Raw genomic sequence first — 20,295 nt, forward strand, 5'->3', positions numbered from 1 at the left:
TTCTCATCCGTCTGCTGCTACCTGTGGATAAAACCCTGAGAGCAGGGTTAATTCCATGCCGGTCTCAGGATCAGTGATTGGGGTGGCATAACCTATCTTGGGTGAGCCAATGGGATCGCCTAACAGTTCGCCATCTCCATTCTCATCTACCGCCGGATTATCGAAATAATACGCGACAAAACCGCCACCTGCAGCGGCTGCAGCGATGAGTTCCTGGACGTATTTGACGCCATTGGGATCTTCAAAATTAATCAGGTTTTGTCCCTCGAGATCTGCATTGGCTGCGTGATACACTATGACGCCCTCGCTGTTTAAAACTGCGAGATAGATGGCTTCGTGTTTCCACCTTCCGCCCTCTTGTCTGAATTCTTCTGCGATGTCCTCGGAAAAGGGGAAGCTTTTCGCGTATTCTTTTGCGGCTTCTACAAATGCTTTCAGGGTTTTCTTATCTACTACATCTCTGGCTGTGATCTGTTTTGTTGGCTCTTCCAGGGAGTATGAAACTTTCACCTGTGCCTTTCCACCAACGGGTAAATAGAGTATGACCTTATAGCCTGCGTTAATTGGTATGCTGGACCAGGAGCCGATCTCGACTCCGTCTTGCGAAGCACGCGCTTGATAATAACCATTGCCCGATGCGATTTCCACCAGTGTTTGACCTTTTTCATCGGTTGTTCCCGACCACTCATAGGCTGGCGTCTGTCCGGCAATGGAGCGCGAAAATTCTACGGTTGCACCGCTTACTGGTGCGCCATCACGATACAAAGTGACCATGACTACAGCCTGTGCTTTGTGATGGGCCACTGCCAATTTGCTCAGAGGGCGTCCGACCTGTTCTTCTGTTCCGATTTCTGACTGCGTCAAGCGCTCTCCGCCGCAGTTCCACATCAGTCCTGCAGCAAGAGCTATGATAGCTATACTGCGAATGTGGTTCAACATGGAATCCTCTAAAAAAAATTTACGGCGTAAACCGATAGACCACGGGCAATTGCGCGGGGTCTGTGATGTTCAAATCTGTGTGGTGGTAGATGTTTATGCGCCCGGTGCCGCAGTCTCCAAATTCGTCGCAGTTGAGCATGCCGATGAGAGCCTGAAAGCCTGACGTCGCGTGGAGTTCCCTGCGCAGTGCGGCGCGATCTACATACAATTTTCCACCAGCTTCGCCTGCAACAATCTCGATGGCGTTGAGCAGTAGCGTTGTGGCATCGTAACCGTGCGCCCAGTAAGGTGTGCCTGGAAATTCGACATACGCAGCTTCATACGCGGCGAGCACTTCACTTACGCTCTTGCCGGTTATAGCATTGACATTTGTGCCGAGGTCTGTCTCCGGTCCCGCAGCGTAAACACCCTCTGACTGCGGTATGGAGAGGAACTCCGAACCGAGGAGAGCCGCACCCGTGATGAGTGTCGCGTCTTTCAGGCTGTCGTGTTCCCGCACCTGCCTGGTAAAAGGTATTCCTTCCCTATTGAAGAGCGGGAAGAAGATGCCGTCTGGTGTGGCTGCTGCAAATTCCGTGAGGACGGATGTCATGTCCGTCTGCCCTTTCGCGATCATGGCGGTAGTAGTGACTGCGCCGCCGAGGGCGCTGAACGCATCGCCAAACGCGGTGGTGAGGCCCCGGGTGTACGAGTCGCCATCGTTGAGGGCCGCCATGCGCCGCAAGCCCAATTCATTATATGCGAAGTCGGCGACTGCTCTCGCCTGGTAGAGATCGTTGACAGAAACGCGATAATAGCCGGAGTGGTAGTCGGAACTCGCGTTGCCAGCGAGGTCGGATGTGAGTGCCGGCGAGGTATTGGACGGCGAGATCATTACCAGCCCCGCCTCGCTGATCACTGGTGAGGCCGCCACTGCTGCGCCGGAGCAGGACGTGCCGATGACGCCCAACACCTGTGGGTCGGCGGTGATCTGCTCTGCGCCCATGCGTCCGCCTTCTGGTCCACATCCGCCGTCTATTGGCTCGCCGAGTTCAACCGCGTGACCGTGGATCATGCCGAAGTCTTGTACGGCCAATTCAATGGCGTTCCGCGGCGGCCCACCGAGCCACCCCTCAATGCTATGTGTGAGCAACGAACGGATTTGAACGCCTTCGCCTTCACCAATTGTGACTAAGGCATCCATAGATGAACTGGTCACCTGTGCTTGTCCCCCGATGGGCAAATCCATGACCTCGTAGCCTGCGTTAATAGGAATGCTGGACCAGGAACCAATCTCGACCCCGTCCTGCGAGGCTTGTGCCTGGTAATAACCATTGCCCGATGTGATTTCCACCCATGCCTGACCATTGTCATTGGTCAGGCCCGACCACTGATAGTCTGGAGCCTGTCCTGCAATAGAGTGCGAAAATTCTACGGTTGCACCGCTTGCTGGCGCGCCATCACGATGCACAGTGACCATTACTACAGCCTGTGCCGCGTGATGAGCTACTGCTAATTTGCTCAGGGGACGTCCAATTTGTTCGTCTGTCCCGGTCTCTGACTGCATTACGCGCTCACCGCCGCAGTTCCACATCAGTCCTGCGGCAAAGACGCTGGTCAATCCCAAAAGTATTACTGCTGTTATATGCTTCAAGGTGATTTCCTCCCTTTTTAAGTGTGATACTTTGAAATAGGTCTTTCTTCAGGATTTTACGGCGAGAACCGATAGACTATGGGCAATTGCGCGGGGTCTGTGATGTTCAAATCCGTGTGGTGGTATATGTTCACGCGCCCGGTGCCACAGTCTCCGAATTCGTCGCAGTTGAGTGTGCCCAGGAGACCCTGAAAGCCGGATGTCGCGTGAAGTTGCCTGCGCAGCCCGGCGCGATCTACATACAATTTCCCGCCAGCTTCACCTGCAACAATCTCGACGGCGTTGAGCAGCAGGGTTGTGGCATCGTAAGCGTGTGTCCAGTATGGCGTGTCCGGAGATCCGCCGTACGTGGCTGCAAATGCGGCGAGTACTTCATCTACGCTCTTGCCAGTGGCAGCATTGACGTTTGAACCAATCACTGGCTCCGGGCCGGCAAAGTAGATGCCCTCCGATTGCGGCAGGGCGAGAAACCCCGTCAGGAGGAGGGCCGAACTCGTGATGAGTGTCGCGTCTTTCAGACTGTCGTGTTCCCGCACCTGCTCGGCGAAGGGCGCACCTTCCAGGTCAAAGAGTGGGAAGTAGATGCCGTCTGGTGTGGCTGCTGCAAATTCTGTGAGGACGGATGTCATGTCCGTTTGCCCTTTTGCAATCGTGGTGGTGGCAGCGACTTCGCCTCCGAGAGCGCGGAACGCATTGCCGAATGCGACGGTGAGGCCCATGGTGTACGGGTCGCCATCGTCTATGGCCACTAAGCGCCGCAGACCCAATTCATTATAGGCGAAATCGGCGACTGCGTTCGCTTCATAGAGGTCGTTGTTAGAGGTTCGGAAATAGCCGGGGTGATAGTTGGGACTCGCGTTGCCGGCGAGGTCGGATGTGAGTGCTGGCGAGGTATTGGACGGCGAGATCATTACCAGCCCCGCTTCGCTGATCACTGGTGAGGCCGCCACAGCCGCACCCGAGCAGTTCGTGCCGATGACGCCGACTACCTGCGGGTCGGCGATGATCTGCTCTGCGCCCATGCGTCCGCCTTCCGGTCCACACCCGGTGTCCAGTGATTCGCCGAGTTCAACCGCGTGACCGTGGATCATGCCGAAGTCTTGTACGGCCAATTCAATAGCGTACCGCGATCCCTCAGCAAGCCCGGGCACGACGGTGTGCGAGAGCAACGAACGGATTTGCACGGCTTCGCCCTCGCCAATCGCGACAAGGGAACGCATGGATGAACCGGTCACCTGTGCTTGTCCACCGATGGGCAAATCGAGCATGACCTGGTAGCCCGCGTTGATGGGTATGCTGGACCAGGAACCGATTTCGACCCCATCCTGCGAGGCGCGCGCCTGATAATAACCATTGCCCGATGTGATTTCCACCCATGTCTGACCATTGTCATTGGTCATGCCCGACCACTGATAGTCTGGGGCCTGCCCGGCAATGGAGCGCGAAAATTCTACGGTTGCACCGCTTACTGGTGCGCCATCCTGGTGCACAGTGACCCCTATAGTAGCCTGTACGACATCTTCGTGTACTGCTAATTTGCTCAGGGGACGTCCAATCTGTTCGTCTGTCCCGGTCTCTGATTGCGTGACGCGCTCGCCACCGCAGTTCCACATCAGTCCTGCGGCGAGGGCCATAACAACTATAATGCGGATGTGTTTCATCACCGGTCCTCCTGAAAAACGTTGTGTGAAAATACTGTCGAATCAAGCAAGTGCCAGAGCTTTTCTGGCAGCCTGGGCTTGAGGTGAGTTGGGATCGCGTCGTATGGCGCGATTCATAGCAATATACGCGCGTTCATCTCCGGCTTTAGCCAATTCGAGGGCTTCTGCAAATCCTTTCTCCGAATAGCTGAGGTCGCGGGGTATGATGCGATTGTCCTGGTTTTGCCAGTAGTATTTGAGGTCGTCGTTTTCCCAGTCTTTGTACACGTCTTCCCAGGTGAGATTGTTGAAGATGTTCAGATGGGGTTCGAGCATGTGTTCAGATAGGGTGTCACCGAGTTTTTGATAGCGGTTGTCGAGGGAGACGCGAAGGCGGTCTTCGGTGAGGTTCGGTAGAGCCTGGTGTACCGTGAGTGCGGGGAAGATGAGGGTATCGCCGATTTCGTAGTCTGTGCTGTGCCATTGGCCTTCCAATTCGTCGGTGTGGATGCACAGGCTGCCCGCGCCGAGGGAGAAGTGGTGGTTCATCACGGCATTGATTTTGTGAGAGCCGGGCAGTACGGCGAGGCCACCGAGTTCAATGGGGCAGTCGCCTACAGGTGCCCAGCAGGTGTAGGTGTCGAAGTTGCCCTGAAAGTGTACAAAGTCCTGGTGAATCGGCGTGGTGTGTGCCGTGTATTTGGGAAACCACAGGCGAGCGACTTTGTGCGGATGCGGGAAGACAGGGCCATCCATTACTTTTTCGAGCAGGTCGAGTACTTCTGGTTCATGGGCAATGTGGTGAAAGGCTTCGAGTTTGTACACTTCGTGATATACGTCGGTGTATTCGGGGTCGCCTTCGGTACATTGTTTGGAAATATCGGCTATGCCATCTATGGGATCGGTTCCCTCGACGAGCCACGGTGTCATTTTGTTGAGCATTTGTCGCCGCAAATCCCGGAGTTTGTCCGGGTTCTGCAATTTGCGAAAGAAGAGATATCCCTCTTCACGGATGCGCCGCCGCAACTCTTCCGAATCGTCAATCGCGTCGTTGGATACGCGCAATTCTGCAATCTGGTCTGTCATGGCCTGCTCCTGGGGTAATGAGGAGATTGGGGCGATTTCTCTTCGGAGGAGATGGTCTTCTCAATGGTCTTTAGATCCCTTATAATTTATGTACCCTATATTAGAATGCAACTTAAATTAGTGGAGAAGAGTTTAACTATTTTGATCTGACATCTGATAGGGCATCGCAAACTCCGTTTGCCAAATTTGTGCAAATCTTCGATAATTAAGAGCGATACTCTGTTGATGCTAACTAATGAATTTGCCATGAATTCTAAATCTTCTCTTTTGCCGCGTATTTCGGTGTTGCGACCCGTGTCCGTTACCATGTGCCTTGTTGCACTACTGGTGCTGGGGGCGGTGGCGTATGTGCGTATGCCTGTCGAGATGATGCCCGATGGTTTGACGCCGCCCTTTTTGGCTGTGTCTGTTGGGTTTCGCAATGCCTCTCCGCAGGAGACCGAGCAACAGATTACTCTGCCGTTGGAAGAGACGCTGCGTACCGTAAAGGGTATTAAGACTATGCGTAGCTATAGCTCTCGGGGCGCACGCGTGCATATGGAATTTCGCCAATATACAGATATGGTGGCTGCGTACAATCAGGTTTCGGACCGGCTCGAGCGCCTCAAGCCCTTGCTGCCAGAAGAGGCGCGAGACGAGGTGCGTATTCACAAATACGATCAGGATTCGTGGCCTGTTATGTATGTGGCTGTGTCGGTAGATCCGGCTATTGCGGAACCCTTTCAGTTCATCGAGACCTTTGTGCAATATCCCTTGGAGCGCGTGGATGGGGTTGGGCGCGTGGATATATTTGGCGCGGACCGCAAGGAAGTGATGGTGGAGGTGGATCAAGAGCGCATGAGGGCGCGCGGTGTGCGCATTGGCGAGATTGTTTCGACCTTGAGGAGCGACAATTTTTCACTCGCTGGGGGCTATGTGCGCGAAGGCACAAAGAAATTTTATGTGCGGTCACTGGCGCAGTATGTCACGTTGCAGGAAATTGAAAATATCCAGATTCAATCACGGGCAGGCAAGGTGCGCCTGGGCGATGTGGCTTCGGTGGTTTTCGAGGTGCCCGAAAAGTCGTGGACGCAGCGCATTGATGGCAAAAGAGGTATGAGTTTTGGCATCAGACAGGAATCGGGTGCAAATGTCGCGGATGTGACCGATCGGGTTGTGGCAAAATTGAAAGCTATCGAAGAAGATCCGCGCATGGCCGGGCAGGTGTCGTTTCAGGTGATGTTCAATCAGGGATTTTTTGTTAAGGAATCGATTCGCAATCTTCGGGAAACTGGGCTTTGGGGCGGGTTATTTGCCGCGCTGGTGTTGTTGTTCTTTTTGCGTACTGTGCGGATGACGGCCATTATTACATTGGCTATTCCGCTGTGTGTGATGATTGCGATGACCGCGTTGTATTTTATCGGCTGGTCGCTCAATGTGGTGACTATGATGGGGCTTATGGTTGGGATTGGGCTGGTTGTGGATAATGCCATTGTGATTTTGGAGAATATTTATCGCCGGCGGGGCAATGGCGAGGCGCCTGAAGATGCCGCTATATTTGGTGCGAGTGAGGTGGGGCAGGCCATTACTATGGCGACGTTTACGACGGTGGTGGTGTTTTTGCCTATGATGTTGTTTAGCGGCAATATGTTTATGACTTTTTACATGACGCGCATGGGCGTTCCGGTTGGGGTGGCTCTGGTGGGGTCGCTATTTGTGGCGCTGTTGTTTATTCCCCTGGCATCTGTGCGATTGGGCAAAGGTCGGGTGCGTCCCAACCCCAAAATCATTGTGAAGGCGCGAGGTATTTATGCGCGCATGTTGAGTTGGACATTGCGACACCGCCGGGACGCGGTGTTGATCGCGCTGGCACTTGCGGCAACAACGATGTATCCCATGGATAATCTGAAGCGCGCAGATCGCCACCGCGGGGATAAGTTTAACGATTTGGATGTGCGGTTGAGGTTGCCGCGTCACTTTTCGCCAGAAGAAACCGAGGATATTGTGGGGGAAGTTGAGGAATTTCTGGAGGCGCGGCGCGAAAAATACGGCTATGAAACCCTGCGTGTTTACTACCGACCTGGCTACGGTAATCTGAGTTTATATATGCCGGCCAAGAGCGATGATCCGTGGTGGTACGTGGCGTACAAAAATACGCGCAAGGCCCTGGGGATACCCGTTGCTGGGCCTATGGAACGGGCTGAAATCGTGGAAGATATTAGCAAAAACATGCCCAGATATGTGGGTGTGCGGCATTCCGTGGAGGGGCGTGGTGATGGGGGAGGTGGTGGCGAGCCGGGCGTGACGGTTTATCTGATAGGCGATGATACCGAGGTTCTGGTTAGTCTCGTCGATGAGGTGGAGCGACGCTTGCGGCAGATCCCATCTCTCGTCGGTGTTGATACGGATTTGGAACTGGCTGATGACGAGGTGCGGATCGTGATTGATCGGGAGCGGGCGAAAAGACTTGGGATTTCTGTACGGGATGTTGCGCGCTATATTTCTTATGGTCTGCAAGGGGTGTCGTTGCCCCGTTTTAAGTCCGATGACGGCGAGGTGCGGGTGCGGCTTTTTCTGGAGAGGGCAGACCGACAAAATTTGAATCAGTTGCGCAATTTTCCGTTTGAGACCGACGATGGTACAGAAGTGGCTTTGAGCGAAGTCGCCTCCTTTCAGGTCTCTCAGGGGATGGAGCGCATTGCGCGGTACGATGGCAAGGTCAAGTTGCGCGTCAGGGCTTATACGACGCGGGGAGATACTAAGGGTCTGGCCGAGGATATTGACAAAGTGATGGCTGGCCTCGAGCTGCCCCGCGGGTATTCATGGGACAAAGGAGAGAGTTTCAAGCGACTTAAAGAGGACGAAGCCTCTGAGCGACTGGGAATTGTGATGGCGGTAACGAGTGTGTTTTTGTTGATGGGCGTTTTGTTCGAGTCATTTATTTTGCCGTTTTCAGTGCTTTTTTCAATTCCATTTTCTTTTTTGGGTGTTTACTGGACGCTGTATTTGACAGACACGCCTATGGATAGGATGGCGTCTGTGGGGGTGATTGTGTTGATCGGTGTGGTGGTGAATAACGCGATTGTGCTGGTGGATATGGTCAATCGCTTGCGTGCCGATGGCATGGATCGCTTTGATGCAATTATGGAAGCGGGGCGCAATCGCTTTCGTCCCATTTTGATGACGACGTTTACAACGGTCTTTGGCTTGTTGCCTATGGCTGTGGGCGATAGCAATGCAATGGGTACGTCTTATGCGCCTTTGGGGCGCACGATGATGGGCGGGCTGTTGGCCTCGACATTTCTGACTTTACTGGTCGTGCCTTTGTTTTATACTTTGCTCGACGATTTACGTCTGGCGATTCGGCGTTTGAGCGCGAGTGTGTTTGCCTCTCGCGCGAGGGATGAGGCTTATGATACGGCCGACGATGATTGATTAAAGAGGATGCGTAATGGAAATAGTGATTGGGATGATTGTTGTGTATATCATTGCGGTCCTGGTGGTGCGGTGGCAGGGAAAGGAGAAGTAACGATTGTGGCGGTTTTGAGACCGTCACTTTTTTTGGGATTTTTATGTTAGAGAAAGACGTTTCAGAAAAACGCCCGCTGATGGGTATTACGATGGGCGATCCGTGTGGTATAGGACCGGAAGTGATTTTGAAGGCTCTGGAATGTGAGGAAAGCTATCGCGTGTGCAAGCCGCTGGTTATTGGGCATCCGGAAATATTGAAGCGCGATATGGTTATGGCTGGTGTACAATTGGATGTGCGGGTTGTGGAACGACCCGAAGATGGTGCGTTTGAGTTTGGGTGTGTTGATGTCTGGTGTCCGGTGGATGTGAATGTGGATCAGATTGAAATGGGTGAGGTGTGTTGTGAGGCGGGTAGAGTAGCGGCTGAGTGGGTGATTTGCGCGGTTGATCTGGCGATGGCGGATCGCATTGACGGGATTGTGACAGCGCCTTTGAATAAGGAGGCGATGAATCTGGCGGGTTATCCCTTTGCGGGTCATACGGAGTTGTTGGCTGAGAAATCGGGCGCAGAGCGCGCACATCTTATGCTGGTATCTGATCGCATGAATGTGTCGCATGTGACGGGGCATATTGCGTTGCACGAGGTTCCAGATAGGCTTACGGTTGATTTGATTTGCGATACGGTTCGGCTTACCCGCGATGTGCTTATCGGCATGGGGAAGTTAGATCCCAGGATAGCAGTATGCGGGTTAAATCCACACGCGGGCGAAAATGGCTTGTTTGGTAGCGAGGATGCAGAGGTCGTCCGTCCCGCAGTTGAAAAGGCTCTGAGCAAAGGCTGGCGCGTTGATGGGCCTCTGCCTGCGGATACGACTTTTTTGAAGGTTTATAATGGACTATACGACGGCGTGGTGGCGATGTATCACGATCAGGGCCATGTGCCCGCAAAGCTGGTGGCGTTTGACAAGGCTGTCAATGTGACCCTGGGCTTGCCGATTGTGCGGGCGTCTGTGGATCACGGTACGGCTTATGATATTGCGGGCAAGGGTATCGCTAAGGCCGTGAATATGTTGCAGGCGATTCGCGTGGGGAGTAAGTTGGCGGTTCAGATTACTCCATCCCCGCGATGACGTCGAGGAGTATGAGGTGTGCGCCGGTATCGCCAAAGATGGGGGTGCGCGTGGGGGCGTTGTCGGGGAAGAATTCGGCGTAGGCGTCGTTGAAGTCCGAGAAAAGAGAGCGGTCCTGGAGGATGACGGTTACTTTCAGGACGTTGTCGAGCGATGTTCCCGCGTCTTCGAGTATGCCCGATATGTTGGTGAGAATGCACCGGGTTTGCGTTTTGATATCGTCTCCGACAATTTCATCGGTTTCCGGATCGACCGGGGGTTGGGCAGAGATGAAGATGAGGTCGCCGTAGATTATGGCCTGGGAGTATGGGAATTTGGGGATGTTGCCGCGTTTGCTGGTGAAGGGTTGTTTTTTCATTGTGGTCTCCTTGTGAAATGAGTGTTGAGGATGCGTAAATATAATTCCCAATGAAAAAAAACAAAGAGTTTTAGATGAAAGTTTTTCGCAGGGAACGTTCTGGCGTGTTGGGTGGTCTAAAGTTTAGTGTTAAAAAAATAGGAATGCGTTTTGGATATCTCAACCCAACGATCTCGGCGAGCAGACGCCGACATGCTGCGGCGTTTTGTGCTGGCTATTTTGATAATGGGAATTGTCGGTACGGGAGCCGAGCTTGTTCTCCTCGAGCATATGGAGGATTTCTGGCAGTGGGTTCCTCTCGTGCTCTTTGTGGCGGCACTTCCGTGTGCTGGCTGGCTTCTTGTTGCGCCTGGCGTGGTAAGCGTGCGCATTTTTCAGATTGTGATGGTGCTGTTCGTTGTTTCGGGTTTTGTCGGGCAGTGGCTTCACTACAAGGGGAATGTCGAGTTCGAGTTGGAGATGTATCCATCACGCGGTGGGCTTGAGCTCGTTTGGGAAGCTCTGGGGGGCGCTACCCCGTCGCTGGCACCAGGGACGATGACACTTCTCGGGTTGCTCGGTTTAGCAGTTTGTTTTCGCCATCCTGATTTGAGTTCCGCCGGAAAGAGAAATTCTCAGGAGGAAAGATGAATATTTGCGGAAGAAGCGTGAAGTTTACCAATATGGTGGTGTTGCTCGTGTGTTTTGCGATGCTCTGGAGTTGTGGTGGGTCGAATGTGGATGAAACTGCTACCGTGGAAGAAGCTAGCGCGATGGTAGTCAATCCAAATCTCGCAGAAGCCGATGAACTCGGCGCGCTTCCAGGGATGAGCAAAGAACTCGTTGACGCGATTATGGCGCAGCGCCCATTTCTCGGTATGGAAGCATTGCACCCGGTCGTGTCACAGCATCTGGACCAGGAGGCGGTCGAGATGCTCTACGTTCAGATGTTCATTCCGATTAATCTGAATACCGCCAGCGAGGAGGATATTCTTCTGGTACCTGGCGTGGGAAAACGGATGGCGCACGAGTTTGAGGAGTATCGGCCTTATACGGCTATTGCCCAATGGCGCCGTGAGATGGGCAAATACGTAGATGATACCGAGGTTGCGCGGATGGCGCAGTATGTTTTTGTGCCTATCGACTTGAATACGGCTACCGAGGATGAGATCCTCGCCATTCCCGGCGTGGGAAAGCGGATGGCACACGAGTTTGAGGAGTACCGTCCGTATGTGAGTATGGAGCAGTTCCGGCGGGAGATTGGCAAGTACGTCGATGATGGCGAGGTGGCGCGTCTGGAGCGGTACGTGGAGATTCGACCTTAGTATTTATTTAGTCTTAGAAGATTTTATGCAATGGAGGTTGTGATGTCTGTTAATCGCCGACGTTTTCTGTATCAGTCCGCTGCACTGGGTGCTGCGGTTTTTGTGACGCCAGGGGTTTTTGCCGAGCAACTGATGCTTACGCCCCGGCAAACCGAGGGGCCATATTATCCGAATAAGATGCCGCTGGATGTCGATAATGATCTCGTGATAATCAACGATGCGATTACGCCCGCAGTGGGAGAGATTACGCATTTGACCGGGCGCGTTCTGGACGTGAATGCCAATCCCGTAAAGGATGCCATAGTGGAGATCTGGCAGGTTGATAGCAATGGGGTTTATATTCATACCGGGGCTCCGCGGCAGAATAGGCGAGACGCGAATTTTCAGGGTTTTGGGCGTTTTGAGACGGGATCTACGGGTGAATACCGCTTTCGGACGATTAAGCCCGTGCGGTACGGGGGGTCGCGAACCGCTCATATCCATTTTGCGATTAATAAAAATGGGCACCGGCTTTTGACGTCGCAGATGTACGTGAAAGACAATCCGGACAATGAATGGGATTCTATTTTCAGGAATACGGGTCGCGCGTCTCACGATTTGCTGTCCGTGCCGTTTAAGCCATTGCCCGGGTCTGAGATTGGCGAATTGACGGCAAATTTTGATGTTGTGATTGGCGAGGCGCCCGAAGACCGGGAAAATGATCGCGGACGACGAGGTCGGCGGCGCGGGTGGTGGTAAAAAATACGTGTCTTGACGGAATAAGTGTTTTTGGCTATTTTTTGTAAAAGTTTTCCAACTTCTGGAGATTGAGCCGTGTTTCGTCGTTTTCCACACATTCTTATTGTCGCGCTGACGCTTATAGGAATGGTTGCGCCCTGTCTGTGTTGGGCGCATCAGGTGTCGATGCCAGAATGCCATGCTGCGGCAGAGATGAAAGATTGTTGTTGTAGCACAGAGGCGGCAGTCGATCAGCAGATGCCGGCGCGCGATCTGGCTGTTTTGCCCGGTGAATGGCAAAATCCAAAGTTGGATTTGACTGGTGTGACGTTGTATCCCTCGGTTGTTCTTTCCCAGAGTAATTTCCTTCCTTTTGTGGCGTATGATCGCCAAGATGTTCTACGGTCACCGCCCGATCTGTATCTTCTCCACGCTGCATTTCTCATCTGATTTTCCTTCCTGTGCTTGAATGGCGTTTGGGGATAGGTGTGTACAAATCGTTCCCGATTGTCGCTTTTTCTGCCGCATGTTTTGCGGACTTTTTCCTTTTTAAATACTAAATATAGATTCTCTGGAGGTGGCTTGTGTCTGCTATCCGAGCCATGATCGGACTATGCCTCATGGGTATATCTATTTTGCCTGTGGGGGCAGATGAACTGGATCTGGATGCGCTGATCCAGGAGGCTGTGGAAAATAATCCCAATTTATCGGTTTTGCGAGCGCGATTGGCTGCTTTTGAAGCGAAAATTCCGCAGGCGGGCGCGCTGGAAGATCCGTCTTTTCGCTTTGAGGTGAGCAATTTACCATTGAGCGATTTCAATTTGAGCAGTACGCCGATGAGTGGGAATCAATTTGTGCTTAGCCAGAAGTTTTCTCTACCGGGAAAACAGCGGGCGCGCGAGCGATCAGCAGAGTTTGCTTCAGATTCTGTTGCATGGCTGTTGCGCGACCGAGAACTGGCTATTGCCAATGCGGTCAAGCAGCCTTTTTTTGATCTGGCTTATGTTATTCGTGCTATTGCAATTATGGAAAAGAATCGGGTGTTGTTGCAAGATCTGATTCGCATTGCTCGCACGAAATACGCCGTTGGAAAGGGGTTGCAACAGGATGTATTGAAAGCTCAGGTTTCGCTGTCAGCGCTGGATACAGAGTTGATTGCGCTTCGGGCTAAAAAACAATTGGCAGAGGCGCGTTTGAATCTGGTGTTGAATCGGTCTCCGCAAAGCCCTCTGGACGCGCCGCCAGATACTATTGGTCTTTCGGGTGTGCCGTTAACGGTTGATGTCTTGCAGGCGCAGGCCGATGAGGGACATCCATCCCTGAAGGCTATGGATCAATCGATTTTGATGTGGCAAGCAGAGGTTGAGGTTGCAAGAAGAAATCTCTGGCCGGATATGACGGTGAGTTTAGGTTATCGCCAGCGCGTGTTTGCGGCCAATGATCCGGTGAAAGGAAGCGATTTTATATCTGTTGGTATAGGCATTCCATTGCCCGTGTTTGGCGGGCGCAAGCAACGCCAGCAGATTGCAGGAGCGCGGGCTAATCTGCGAGAGGTTGAAGCTCAAAAGGCCGCTGAACGCCAGCGGATTCACTATGAGATTCAGCGTCTAATTATTGAGGTCAGGCAACACCGGGAAAGTGCCGAGTTGTTTCGCACTGCGATGTTGCCTCAAGCAGAGCAGTCGCTGGCGTCGGCATTGTCGGGGTATCAGGTGGATAAGGTGGATTTTTTGACGCTGTTGAACAATCAGATGACGCTGTTGAATTTTGAGATCACACATTATCGACATGTGATTGAGCATGAAAAACGGGTGGCAGATCTGGCGGCGGCGGTGGGGCGTTAGGTATGAGGTAGGGACAGGCCTGTGCCTGTCCGTTTAATAAGGAGTTGAGACATGAAATATCTCCTTCCAATTTTAGCATTGATTGTGGGATTTGTTGGTGGGGTCTGGATTTCGGGAGATACGCATACAGAGCAGGATCAGGCGTTGGAAACATATATTTGTCCGATGCATCCGACGGTGGTGTCGGATAAGCCCGGATCTTGTCCTATCTGTGGTATGGATCTGGTGGTGAAGGAGGTGGATGGTGGGCACGGCCATGAGATGCATGCGGATCACGAAACACATATTTGTCCGATGCATCCGACGGTGGTGTCGGATAAGCCGGGTAGTTGTCCCATTTGCGGTATGGATCTGGTGGTGAAGGAGACTGATGCGTCGTCTGTGCAAAACGGAAGTGTGCAGATTGATCCTGTGACGATTCAGAATATTGGTGTGAAGACGATGGTGGTGGAAAAGCAGCCTTTGAAGCGCACGGTGCGCGCGGTGGGCCGGGTGGATTATGACGAGACGCGGATTATGGATGTGAATAGCAAGATCGCCGGGTGGGTTGAGCAGTTGTATGTGGATTATACTGGTCAGTGGGTGAAAAAGGGGCAGCCTTTGCTGGCGCTTTACAGCCCTGAACTGGTCGCGGCGCAGGAGGAGTATTTGACGGCTCTGGATTATGCGGAGAGAATGCGCGGGGGTGTGGATCGAGATGTGGCGCAAAGTGCCGACGATTTGCTCGCTGCTGCGAGGCAAAGGTTGTTGTACTGGGATATTTCGGTGGGTCAGATTGCGGAGTTGGAAAAGACGCGACGGGTTGGGCGAACAATGCCCATTCTGGCTCCTCGTTCGGGGATTGTGACGCACAAAGATGTGCTGGAGGGTGCGTATATCGGATCTGGTCAACATTTGTATCGCATTGCGGATCTGTCGGTGGTGTGGATTTTCGCAGATGTGTACGAATACGAGATGCCGTGGATTTCCAAAGGGCAGCGCGCAGAGGTGTCGCTGTCTTATTTGCCGGGCGAGCAATTTGAAGGCAAAGTGGATTATATTTTCCCGTTTATGAATGAAAAGACGCGCACGGTGCAGGTGCGGATGGTTTTTGACAATGCAGATGGTGCGCTTAAACCGGATATGTATGCCGATGTGGTGATTCGATCCGAGGTAGGGCGTGAGGGCGTTGTGATACCCGCTCAGGCGGTGATTCATTCGGGGACGCGCAGGGTTGTTGTGATGGCTCAGGGTGACGGCAGGTTTGAACCGCGCGAGATTCACATCGGGGTCGAGACTGAGGATGGCTATGAGGTCATGCACGGGCTAAATCCGGGGGAGCAGATTGTGACTTCGGCGCAATTTTTGATCGATTCAGAGAGCAATTTAAAGGCTGCACTGGCGGGGATGCTTGGAGATCCTGTGAAACATGGTGGACATAGTGGACATGGTGGACATTGAGGCGCATTTTGAGGAGGTTGGAACGCGATGCTAAATCGAATTATTGAAGCGAGTGTCGAGAATCGGTTCCTGGTGGTGATCGCTACTTTGATGGTGATTGGATGGGGGGTGTACGCGATGCTGAATACGCCACTGGATGCGATTCCCGATTTGTCGGATGTGCAGGTGATCGTGTTTAGCGAATATCCGGGTCAGGCGCCGCAGGTGGTGGAGGATCAGGTGACGTATCCGCTGACGACGGCGATGTTGTCCGTGCCTTATGCAAAGACGGTGCGGGGATATTCGTTTTTTGGCATTTCTTATGTGTATGTGATTTTTGAGGATGGTACGGATATGTACTGGGCGCGCAGTCGGGTGTTGGAGTATCTCAATTCCGCGTCTGATAGATTGCCGCAGGGGGTGACGCCAAAGCTGGGGCCAGATGCGACGGGTGTGGGCTGGGTTTATCAATATACGGTGCTGGATACGACCGGGAGATATGATCTTTCGGAGTTGCGGTCGATTCAGGATTGGTATTTGCGGTATGAGTTGAGCAGTGTGCAGGGCGTGTCGGAAGTGGCGTCTGTGGGTGGGTTTGTGAAGCAGTATCAGGTGGTTGTGGATCCCAATCGCTTGCTGGCATACAATATTCCTTTGCAGAAGGTTCGGACGGCGATTCAGCGCAGCAATAGCGATGTGGGAGGGCGATTGGTCGAACTGGCAGAGACGGAGTTTATGGTGCGCGGATTGGGGTATATCCGTTCTGTGGCGGATATCGAGCAGATTGCCCTGGGCGTGGATGAACACGGTACGCCGATTCGAGTAAAAGATGTTGCGACTGTGCAGGTGGGGCCAGAGCTTAGAAGGGGATTGGCGGAGTGGAATGGCGAGGGGGAGGTCGTGGGGGGTATTGTGGTGATGCGGTATGGGGAAAATGCGCTCAAAGTTATTGATCGGGTGAAAGAGAAGATGGAGTCGCTAAAACCCGGTCTTCCGGAGGGCGTGGTGGTGGTCGCCAATTACGATCGCTCGGCACTTATTCTGCGCGCGGTTGATCATTTGCAAAAAAAGCTGATTGAAGAGATCGCGATAGTGGCAGTGGTGTGTATTGTTTTTTTGCTCCATTTTCGCAGTGCTTTTGTAGCTGTTTTCACATTGCCGATGGGGATTTTAATTGCGTTTGCCGCGATGTATCACCAGGGTGTCAATTCGAATATTATGTCTCTGGGAGGCATTGCGATTGCCATTGGGGCGATGGTGGATGCCGCTATTGTGATGATTGAAAATGCACACAAGCATATCGAACGCGATGGTGGGACAAAGTCGCACAGTGAAATGATTATTGCCGCTTCGAAAGAGGTGGGGCCTGCGCTGTTCTTTTCGCTGTTGATTATTACGCTGTCGTTTTTGCCGGTTTTTACACTGGAGGCGCAGGAGGGACGGTTGTTTAAGCCGCTCGCATATACCAAAACTTATGCTATGGCGGCGGCGGCATTTTTGGCGATTACGGTTGTGCCGGTGCTGATGACTTTTTTTGTGCGCGGCAAAATTCGGTCCGAAGCAGAGAATCCCATCAGTCGCGTGTTGATTTATCTGTACCGGCCCGTGATTGATTGGGTGTTGCGACATCGGGTGCTGACTGTGGTACTGGGCGGGTTGGTGTTGTTTGTGACTGTGTTTCCTTTTCGAGATATTGTGGTGTCGCGTTTTTCAGACCGACCGCAGAGTTTGACTTATAAGGCATTGGTGAAGTTGGACGCGCTATTTCCTGTGGAAAAAATTGGATCGGAATTTATGCCGCCTCTGTACGAGGGCGATCTGTTGTATATGCCCACGACATTGCCGGGGGTATCGATTACGCGGGCGCGGGCATTGTTGCAACAGACCGATAAAATTATTCGCACTTTTCCCGAAGTTGAACACGTATTTGGCAAAATTGGTCGGGCGGAGACGGCGACAGATCCGGCGCCGCTGTCGATGATTGAGACGACGATTATGCTCAAGCCCGAGTCCGAGTGGCGAGAAGGCATGACGCCTCAAAAATTAATTCGAGAATTGAATCAGGCAGTGAAATTTCCGGGATTGACCAATGCGTGGACTATGCCGATTAAGACGCGCATCGATATGCTTTCAACGGGTATTAAGACGCCTGTGGGTATTAAGGTGGTGGGGGATGATCTGGAGACATTGCAGGTGTTGGGCGAGAAGATCGAGACGGTGATACGCGATTTGCCGGGTACGCTGAGTGTGTTTGCCGAGCGCGCTGCGGGTGGCAATTATCTGGATTTTGAGATCAATAGGCAGGCTGCTGCGCGTTATGGGCTGACGGTTGGAGATGTGCAGGATGTTATTATGTCGGCATTGGGCGGGATGAATATCACGCATACTGTGGAGGGTTTGGAGCGCTATCCGGTGAATTTGCGTTATGGTCGGGAGTTGCGCGACAATTTGCCCGCGCTTCGGCGCGTGCTGGTGCCCACGCCAATGGGGGCGCAGATTCCCATTGGACAGTTGGCAGATCTGCGCATTCGGAAGGGTCCTCCGGGTATTAAGAGCGAGAATGCGCGGTTAAATGCGTGGGTCTACGTCGATATTGAAGGCGTGGATGTGGGGACTTATGTCGCGCGGGCGCAACAGGCGGTGTTGGAGCAGGTGCAGATGCCACCTGGTTATACTGCGATCTGGAGTGGTCAGTATGAATATATGTTGCGGGCAGAGAAAAAGCTGAAGGTTGTGGTGCCCGTGACGCTGGCGATCATTTTTTTGCTGTTGTATCTGAATTTTAGAAATGTGGCTGAGACTGCGATTGTGATGCTTTCTCTGCCCTTTGCTCTGGTCGGTGGGATATGGTTGATGTATATTTTGGATTACGATATGAGTATTGCCGTGGGTGTTGGGTTCATCGCGCTGGCGGGATTGGCTGCCGAGACAGGGGTGGTGATGCTGATTTATCTGGATCAGGCTTATGAGAGTATTAGACGTGAGAATGGCGATGTTTTGACGCTGGCGGACTTAAACCAGGCGGTGATGTCCGGTGCTGTGGAGCGGGTGCGGCCCAAGTTGATGACAGTGTTTTCAACGATGATGGGTCTGTTGCCGATTATGTGGTCAACAGGCACGGGGTCCGAGGCGATGAAGCGCATTGCAGCACCTATGGTGGGGGGGATGGTGTCATCGACGATTTTGACGTTGCTGGTGATTCCGGCGATTTATGCGTTGTGGAAAGAGAGAAGGGTATCCGCAGATGACGCAGATAGACGCAGATGAAAGGCGAAATGTAGGGGTGGGTTTTTAATCCACCCGTATAGAGGTAAAACCCGAATCATTCACTTTTCAGGAGGTGTGTTATGAAGTCTCGTATTTTTGCATTATTGGTCATTGGCGCGACAGCTATAGGCATGGCGGGATGGGTCGGCTGTTCGTCAAAGTCGGAGGCGACAACTGTCGAGGTGAAGTTGTCAACGATGCAGTGCGCTATGTGTTCGAATACCATTGAGAAAGCACTGAAAGAGGTCGATGGTGTTCAGAGCGTGGTAGTTAATCTGGATACGAAAACAGCGAAGGTGACGTTTGATGCTAAGGTGACCGATGTTCCCGCTCTGGAGCAGGCCGTTGTCAAGACGGGTTATGCGGCTAATGACAAAAAGGCCGATGCCGATGCGTATGCCAAGTTGCCCAGTTGCTGCCAAGTTTCTGATCAATAATCGTTAGATCAAAGCCCCGGATGTTTTGATGCATTCGGGGCTTATTTTATTGCGGTTGGGAAGTTTTTTGAATTAGTTGTGTCTTGAATTATTCACAGGTGATGAGTATATTCGGCGTGAAATAGTCTTTGGTGAAATACCTGGATATGCAGGTTAAGGAGGGATTTATGGCTCTTGCGATGACAGAGCAGCAAGAGAGAGATTTTGATGAGAAGGGATTTGTTATTCTCGAGGATTTTTTTACTCAGGACGAGGTGAATCGGCTTTTGCTGGCTATTGATGAGGTGGCAGAGCGGGTTCGAGAGGCCGAGGGCCTGGGTCCTGATGATCCTTTTGCCGTGCGCAATGCCCTGTCGCAACACGAGGCGTTTCTCGATTTGATTGATCATCCGCGCATGTTGCCTCTGGTGGTGGATGCGATTGGCTGGAATATTCAGATCCGAACCACGCATCTGGATTATCGACCGCCGTATCCCGAGGGTTTGAAAGCAGGCGATGTTGGCGTTGGCAAGGGCGAAGATCAGGAGGTGGGGTACCGCAATGTGGCCTGGCATCCCGATTTGGCAAGCGATATGCTATTTCTGGGACCTTCGCTGGATGGGCGTCTCCCATTTATGGAGATCAAGGTTTTTTACGTGCTTTACGATATGACCGAATCCAATTGTGGCAATTTGTGGTTGGTGCCGGGTAGTCACAAGCGCAAGCCCGAAGAGTTGCGGGAAATGGGGCGCGAGGTCAATCCAGAAGAGGCGGTCGAGCTCAAGTTGCGGGCTGGTTCTGCGGTGTTGTGGCGAACCGCTGTTTGGCACTGCGTGGGTCCCAATTTGTCGAGGAAAACGCGAAAGATTATGCATGTGGGGTATAATTATCGGTGGCTTCGTCCAACTGATTATATCGAGCAGGATGCCGCGCTCATCGAGCGGAGTTCGCCCATTCGGCGCCAGTTGTTGGGCGCGCTGGCATCGGGGAAAGACCCGCTTGGTCCAGAACCAGATTTTCACCCTTCGTCACAATACTGGCTGACAAAAAATTGGGATGATGTTCCGTTGCGAGCCTGGGCACAGAGGTGAG

16 protein-coding genes are annotated in these 20,295 nt (G+C 52.7%); 11 read left to right on the plus strand and 5 right to left on the minus strand.

The window, feature by feature from the left end; genetic code table 11:
• Positions 1 to 3: 3 nt before the first annotated feature.
• Genes OXH16_06715 through OXH16_06730 form a run of 4 tightly spaced genes read right to left on the minus strand, consistent with a single transcriptional unit; the run spans position 4 to position 5,298 of the window.
• Positions 4 to 939 (minus strand): cache domain-containing protein, encoded by a 936-nt coding sequence (locus tag OXH16_06715; GenBank protein MCY3681069.1) that lies wholly within the window; start codon positions 937 to 939, stop codon positions 4 to 6.
• Between the two features lie 19 nt (positions 940 to 958).
• Entirely contained in the window at positions 959 to 2,572 is a 1,614-nt protein-coding gene (locus tag OXH16_06720) for a branched-chain amino acid ABC transporter substrate-binding protein (GenBank protein MCY3681070.1), read from the minus strand.
• 56 nt (positions 2,573 to 2,628) lie between these two features.
• Positions 2,629 to 4,233 (minus strand): branched-chain amino acid ABC transporter substrate-binding protein, encoded by a 1,605-nt coding sequence (locus tag OXH16_06725; GenBank protein ID MCY3681071.1) that lies wholly within the window; start codon positions 4,231 to 4,233, stop codon positions 2,629 to 2,631.
• Between the two features lie 42 nt (positions 4,234 to 4,275).
• Positions 4,276 to 5,298 (minus strand): phytanoyl-CoA dioxygenase family protein, encoded by a 1,023-nt coding sequence (locus OXH16_06730; GenBank protein MCY3681072.1) that lies wholly within the window; start codon positions 5,296 to 5,298, stop codon positions 4,276 to 4,278.
• 246 nt (positions 5,299 to 5,544) lie between these two features.
• Between OXH16_06730 and OXH16_06735 the strand changes: the two genes are divergently transcribed.
• Together OXH16_06735 and pdxA are read left to right on the plus strand one after the other, a co-directional pair.
• Complete coding sequence (locus OXH16_06735; protein ID MCY3681073.1) at positions 5,545 to 8,712, plus strand: efflux RND transporter permease subunit; 3,168 nt, start codon at positions 5,545 to 5,547, stop codon at positions 8,710 to 8,712.
• Positions 8,713 to 8,849: 137 nt separating this feature from the next.
• Positions 8,850 to 9,878, plus strand: a complete 1,029-nt coding sequence (gene pdxA / locus OXH16_06740) for a 4-hydroxythreonine-4-phosphate dehydrogenase PdxA (protein MCY3681074.1) — start codon at positions 8,850 to 8,852, stop codon at positions 9,876 to 9,878.
• On the opposite strand, the gene OXH16_06745 is transcribed toward pdxA, so the two are convergent.
• A complete protein-coding gene (locus OXH16_06745; protein MCY3681075.1) occupies positions 9,859 to 10,236 on the minus strand; it encodes a Rid family hydrolase in 378 nt (125 codons plus the stop codon). The genes pdxA and OXH16_06745 overlap by 20 nt on opposite strands.
• 150 nt (positions 10,237 to 10,386) lie before the next feature.
• Here OXH16_06745 and OXH16_06750 point away from each other — a divergent pair, with 150 nt between their 5' ends.
• From OXH16_06750 to OXH16_06790, 9 genes are all read left to right on the plus strand, one after another.
• Positions 10,387 to 10,866: a hypothetical protein gene (locus OXH16_06750; GenBank protein MCY3681076.1), complete on the plus strand. Its 480-nt coding sequence runs from the start codon at positions 10,387 to 10,389 to the stop codon at positions 10,864 to 10,866.
• On the plus strand, positions 10,863 to 11,540 hold the full coding sequence (locus OXH16_06755) for a helix-hairpin-helix domain-containing protein (GenBank protein MCY3681077.1): 678 nt from the start codon (positions 10,863 to 10,865) through the stop codon (positions 11,538 to 11,540). Before OXH16_06750 ends, OXH16_06755 begins: the two co-directional genes overlap by 4 nt.
• A 42-nt stretch (positions 11,541 to 11,582) precedes the next feature.
• A complete protein-coding gene (locus OXH16_06760; protein MCY3681078.1) occupies positions 11,583 to 12,278 on the plus strand; it encodes a protocatechuate 3,4-dioxygenase in 696 nt (231 codons plus the stop codon).
• Positions 12,279 to 12,353: 75 nt separating this feature from the next.
• Positions 12,354 to 12,707: a hypothetical protein gene (locus OXH16_06765; GenBank protein MCY3681079.1), complete on the plus strand. Its 354-nt coding sequence runs from the start codon at positions 12,354 to 12,356 to the stop codon at positions 12,705 to 12,707.
• 134 nt (positions 12,708 to 12,841) lie between these two features.
• Positions 12,842 to 14,101, plus strand: a complete 1,260-nt coding sequence (locus tag OXH16_06770; GenBank protein ID MCY3681080.1) for a TolC family protein — start codon at positions 12,842 to 12,844, stop codon at positions 14,099 to 14,101.
• A gap of 51 nt (positions 14,102 to 14,152) precedes the next feature.
• A complete protein-coding gene (locus tag OXH16_06775) occupies positions 14,153 to 15,541 on the plus strand; it encodes an efflux RND transporter periplasmic adaptor subunit (protein ID MCY3681081.1) in 1,389 nt (462 codons plus the stop codon).
• Positions 15,542 to 15,568: 27 nt separating this feature from the next.
• Positions 15,569 to 18,787, plus strand: a complete 3,219-nt coding sequence (locus OXH16_06780) for an efflux RND transporter permease subunit (GenBank protein ID MCY3681082.1) — start codon at positions 15,569 to 15,571, stop codon at positions 18,785 to 18,787.
• An 80-nt stretch (positions 18,788 to 18,867) separates the two neighbouring features.
• Complete coding sequence (locus OXH16_06785; protein ID MCY3681083.1) at positions 18,868 to 19,224, plus strand: heavy-metal-associated domain-containing protein; 357 nt, start codon at positions 18,868 to 18,870, stop codon at positions 19,222 to 19,224.
• 167 nt (positions 19,225 to 19,391) lie between these two features.
• Positions 19,392 to 20,294, plus strand: coding sequence for a phytanoyl-CoA dioxygenase family protein (locus OXH16_06790; GenBank protein MCY3681084.1), 903 nt, complete (start codon positions 19,392 to 19,394; stop codon positions 20,292 to 20,294).
• Position 20,295: the final 1 nt, after the last annotated feature.

It is taken from the genome of Gemmatimonadota bacterium, assembly GCA_026705765.1.
Lineage (GTDB): Bacteria > Latescibacterota > UBA2968 > UBA2968 > UBA2968 > VXRD01.

Bases quoted from the DNA above. Each gene is read 5' to 3' on its own strand.
- OXH16_06785 (MCY3681083.1), top strand. From the start codon at position 18,868: ATGAAGTCTCGTATTTTTGCATTATTGGTCATTGGCGCGACAGCTATA.
- OXH16_06715 (MCY3681069.1), bottom strand. From the start codon at position 939: ATGTTGAACCACATTCGCAGTATAGCTATCATAGCTCTTGCTGCAGGA.
- OXH16_06725 (MCY3681071.1), bottom strand. From the start codon at position 4,233: ATGAAACACATCCGCATTATAGTTGTTATGGCCCTCGCCGCAGGACTG.
- OXH16_06775 (MCY3681081.1), top strand. From the start codon at position 14,153: ATGAAATATCTCCTTCCAATTTTAGCATTGATTGTGGGATTTGTTGGT.
- OXH16_06735 (MCY3681073.1), top strand. From the start codon at position 5,545: ATGAATTCTAAATCTTCTCTTTTGCCGCGTATTTCGGTGTTGCGACCC.
- OXH16_06760 (MCY3681078.1), top strand. From the start codon at position 11,583: ATGTCTGTTAATCGCCGACGTTTTCTGTATCAGTCCGCTGCACTGGGT.
- OXH16_06780 (MCY3681082.1), top strand. From the start codon at position 15,569: ATGCTAAATCGAATTATTGAAGCGAGTGTCGAGAATCGGTTCCTGGTG.
- OXH16_06790 (MCY3681084.1), top strand. From the start codon at position 19,392: ATGGCTCTTGCGATGACAGAGCAGCAAGAGAGAGATTTTGATGAGAAG.
- OXH16_06745 (MCY3681075.1), bottom strand. From the start codon at position 10,236: ATGAAAAAACAACCCTTCACCAGCAAACGCGGCAACATCCCCAAATTC.
- OXH16_06730 (MCY3681072.1), bottom strand. From the start codon at position 5,298: ATGACAGACCAGATTGCAGAATTGCGCGTATCCAACGACGCGATTGAC.
- OXH16_06755 (MCY3681077.1), top strand. From the start codon at position 10,863: ATGAATATTTGCGGAAGAAGCGTGAAGTTTACCAATATGGTGGTGTTG.
- pdxA (MCY3681074.1), top strand. From the start codon at position 8,850: ATGTTAGAGAAAGACGTTTCAGAAAAACGCCCGCTGATGGGTATTACG.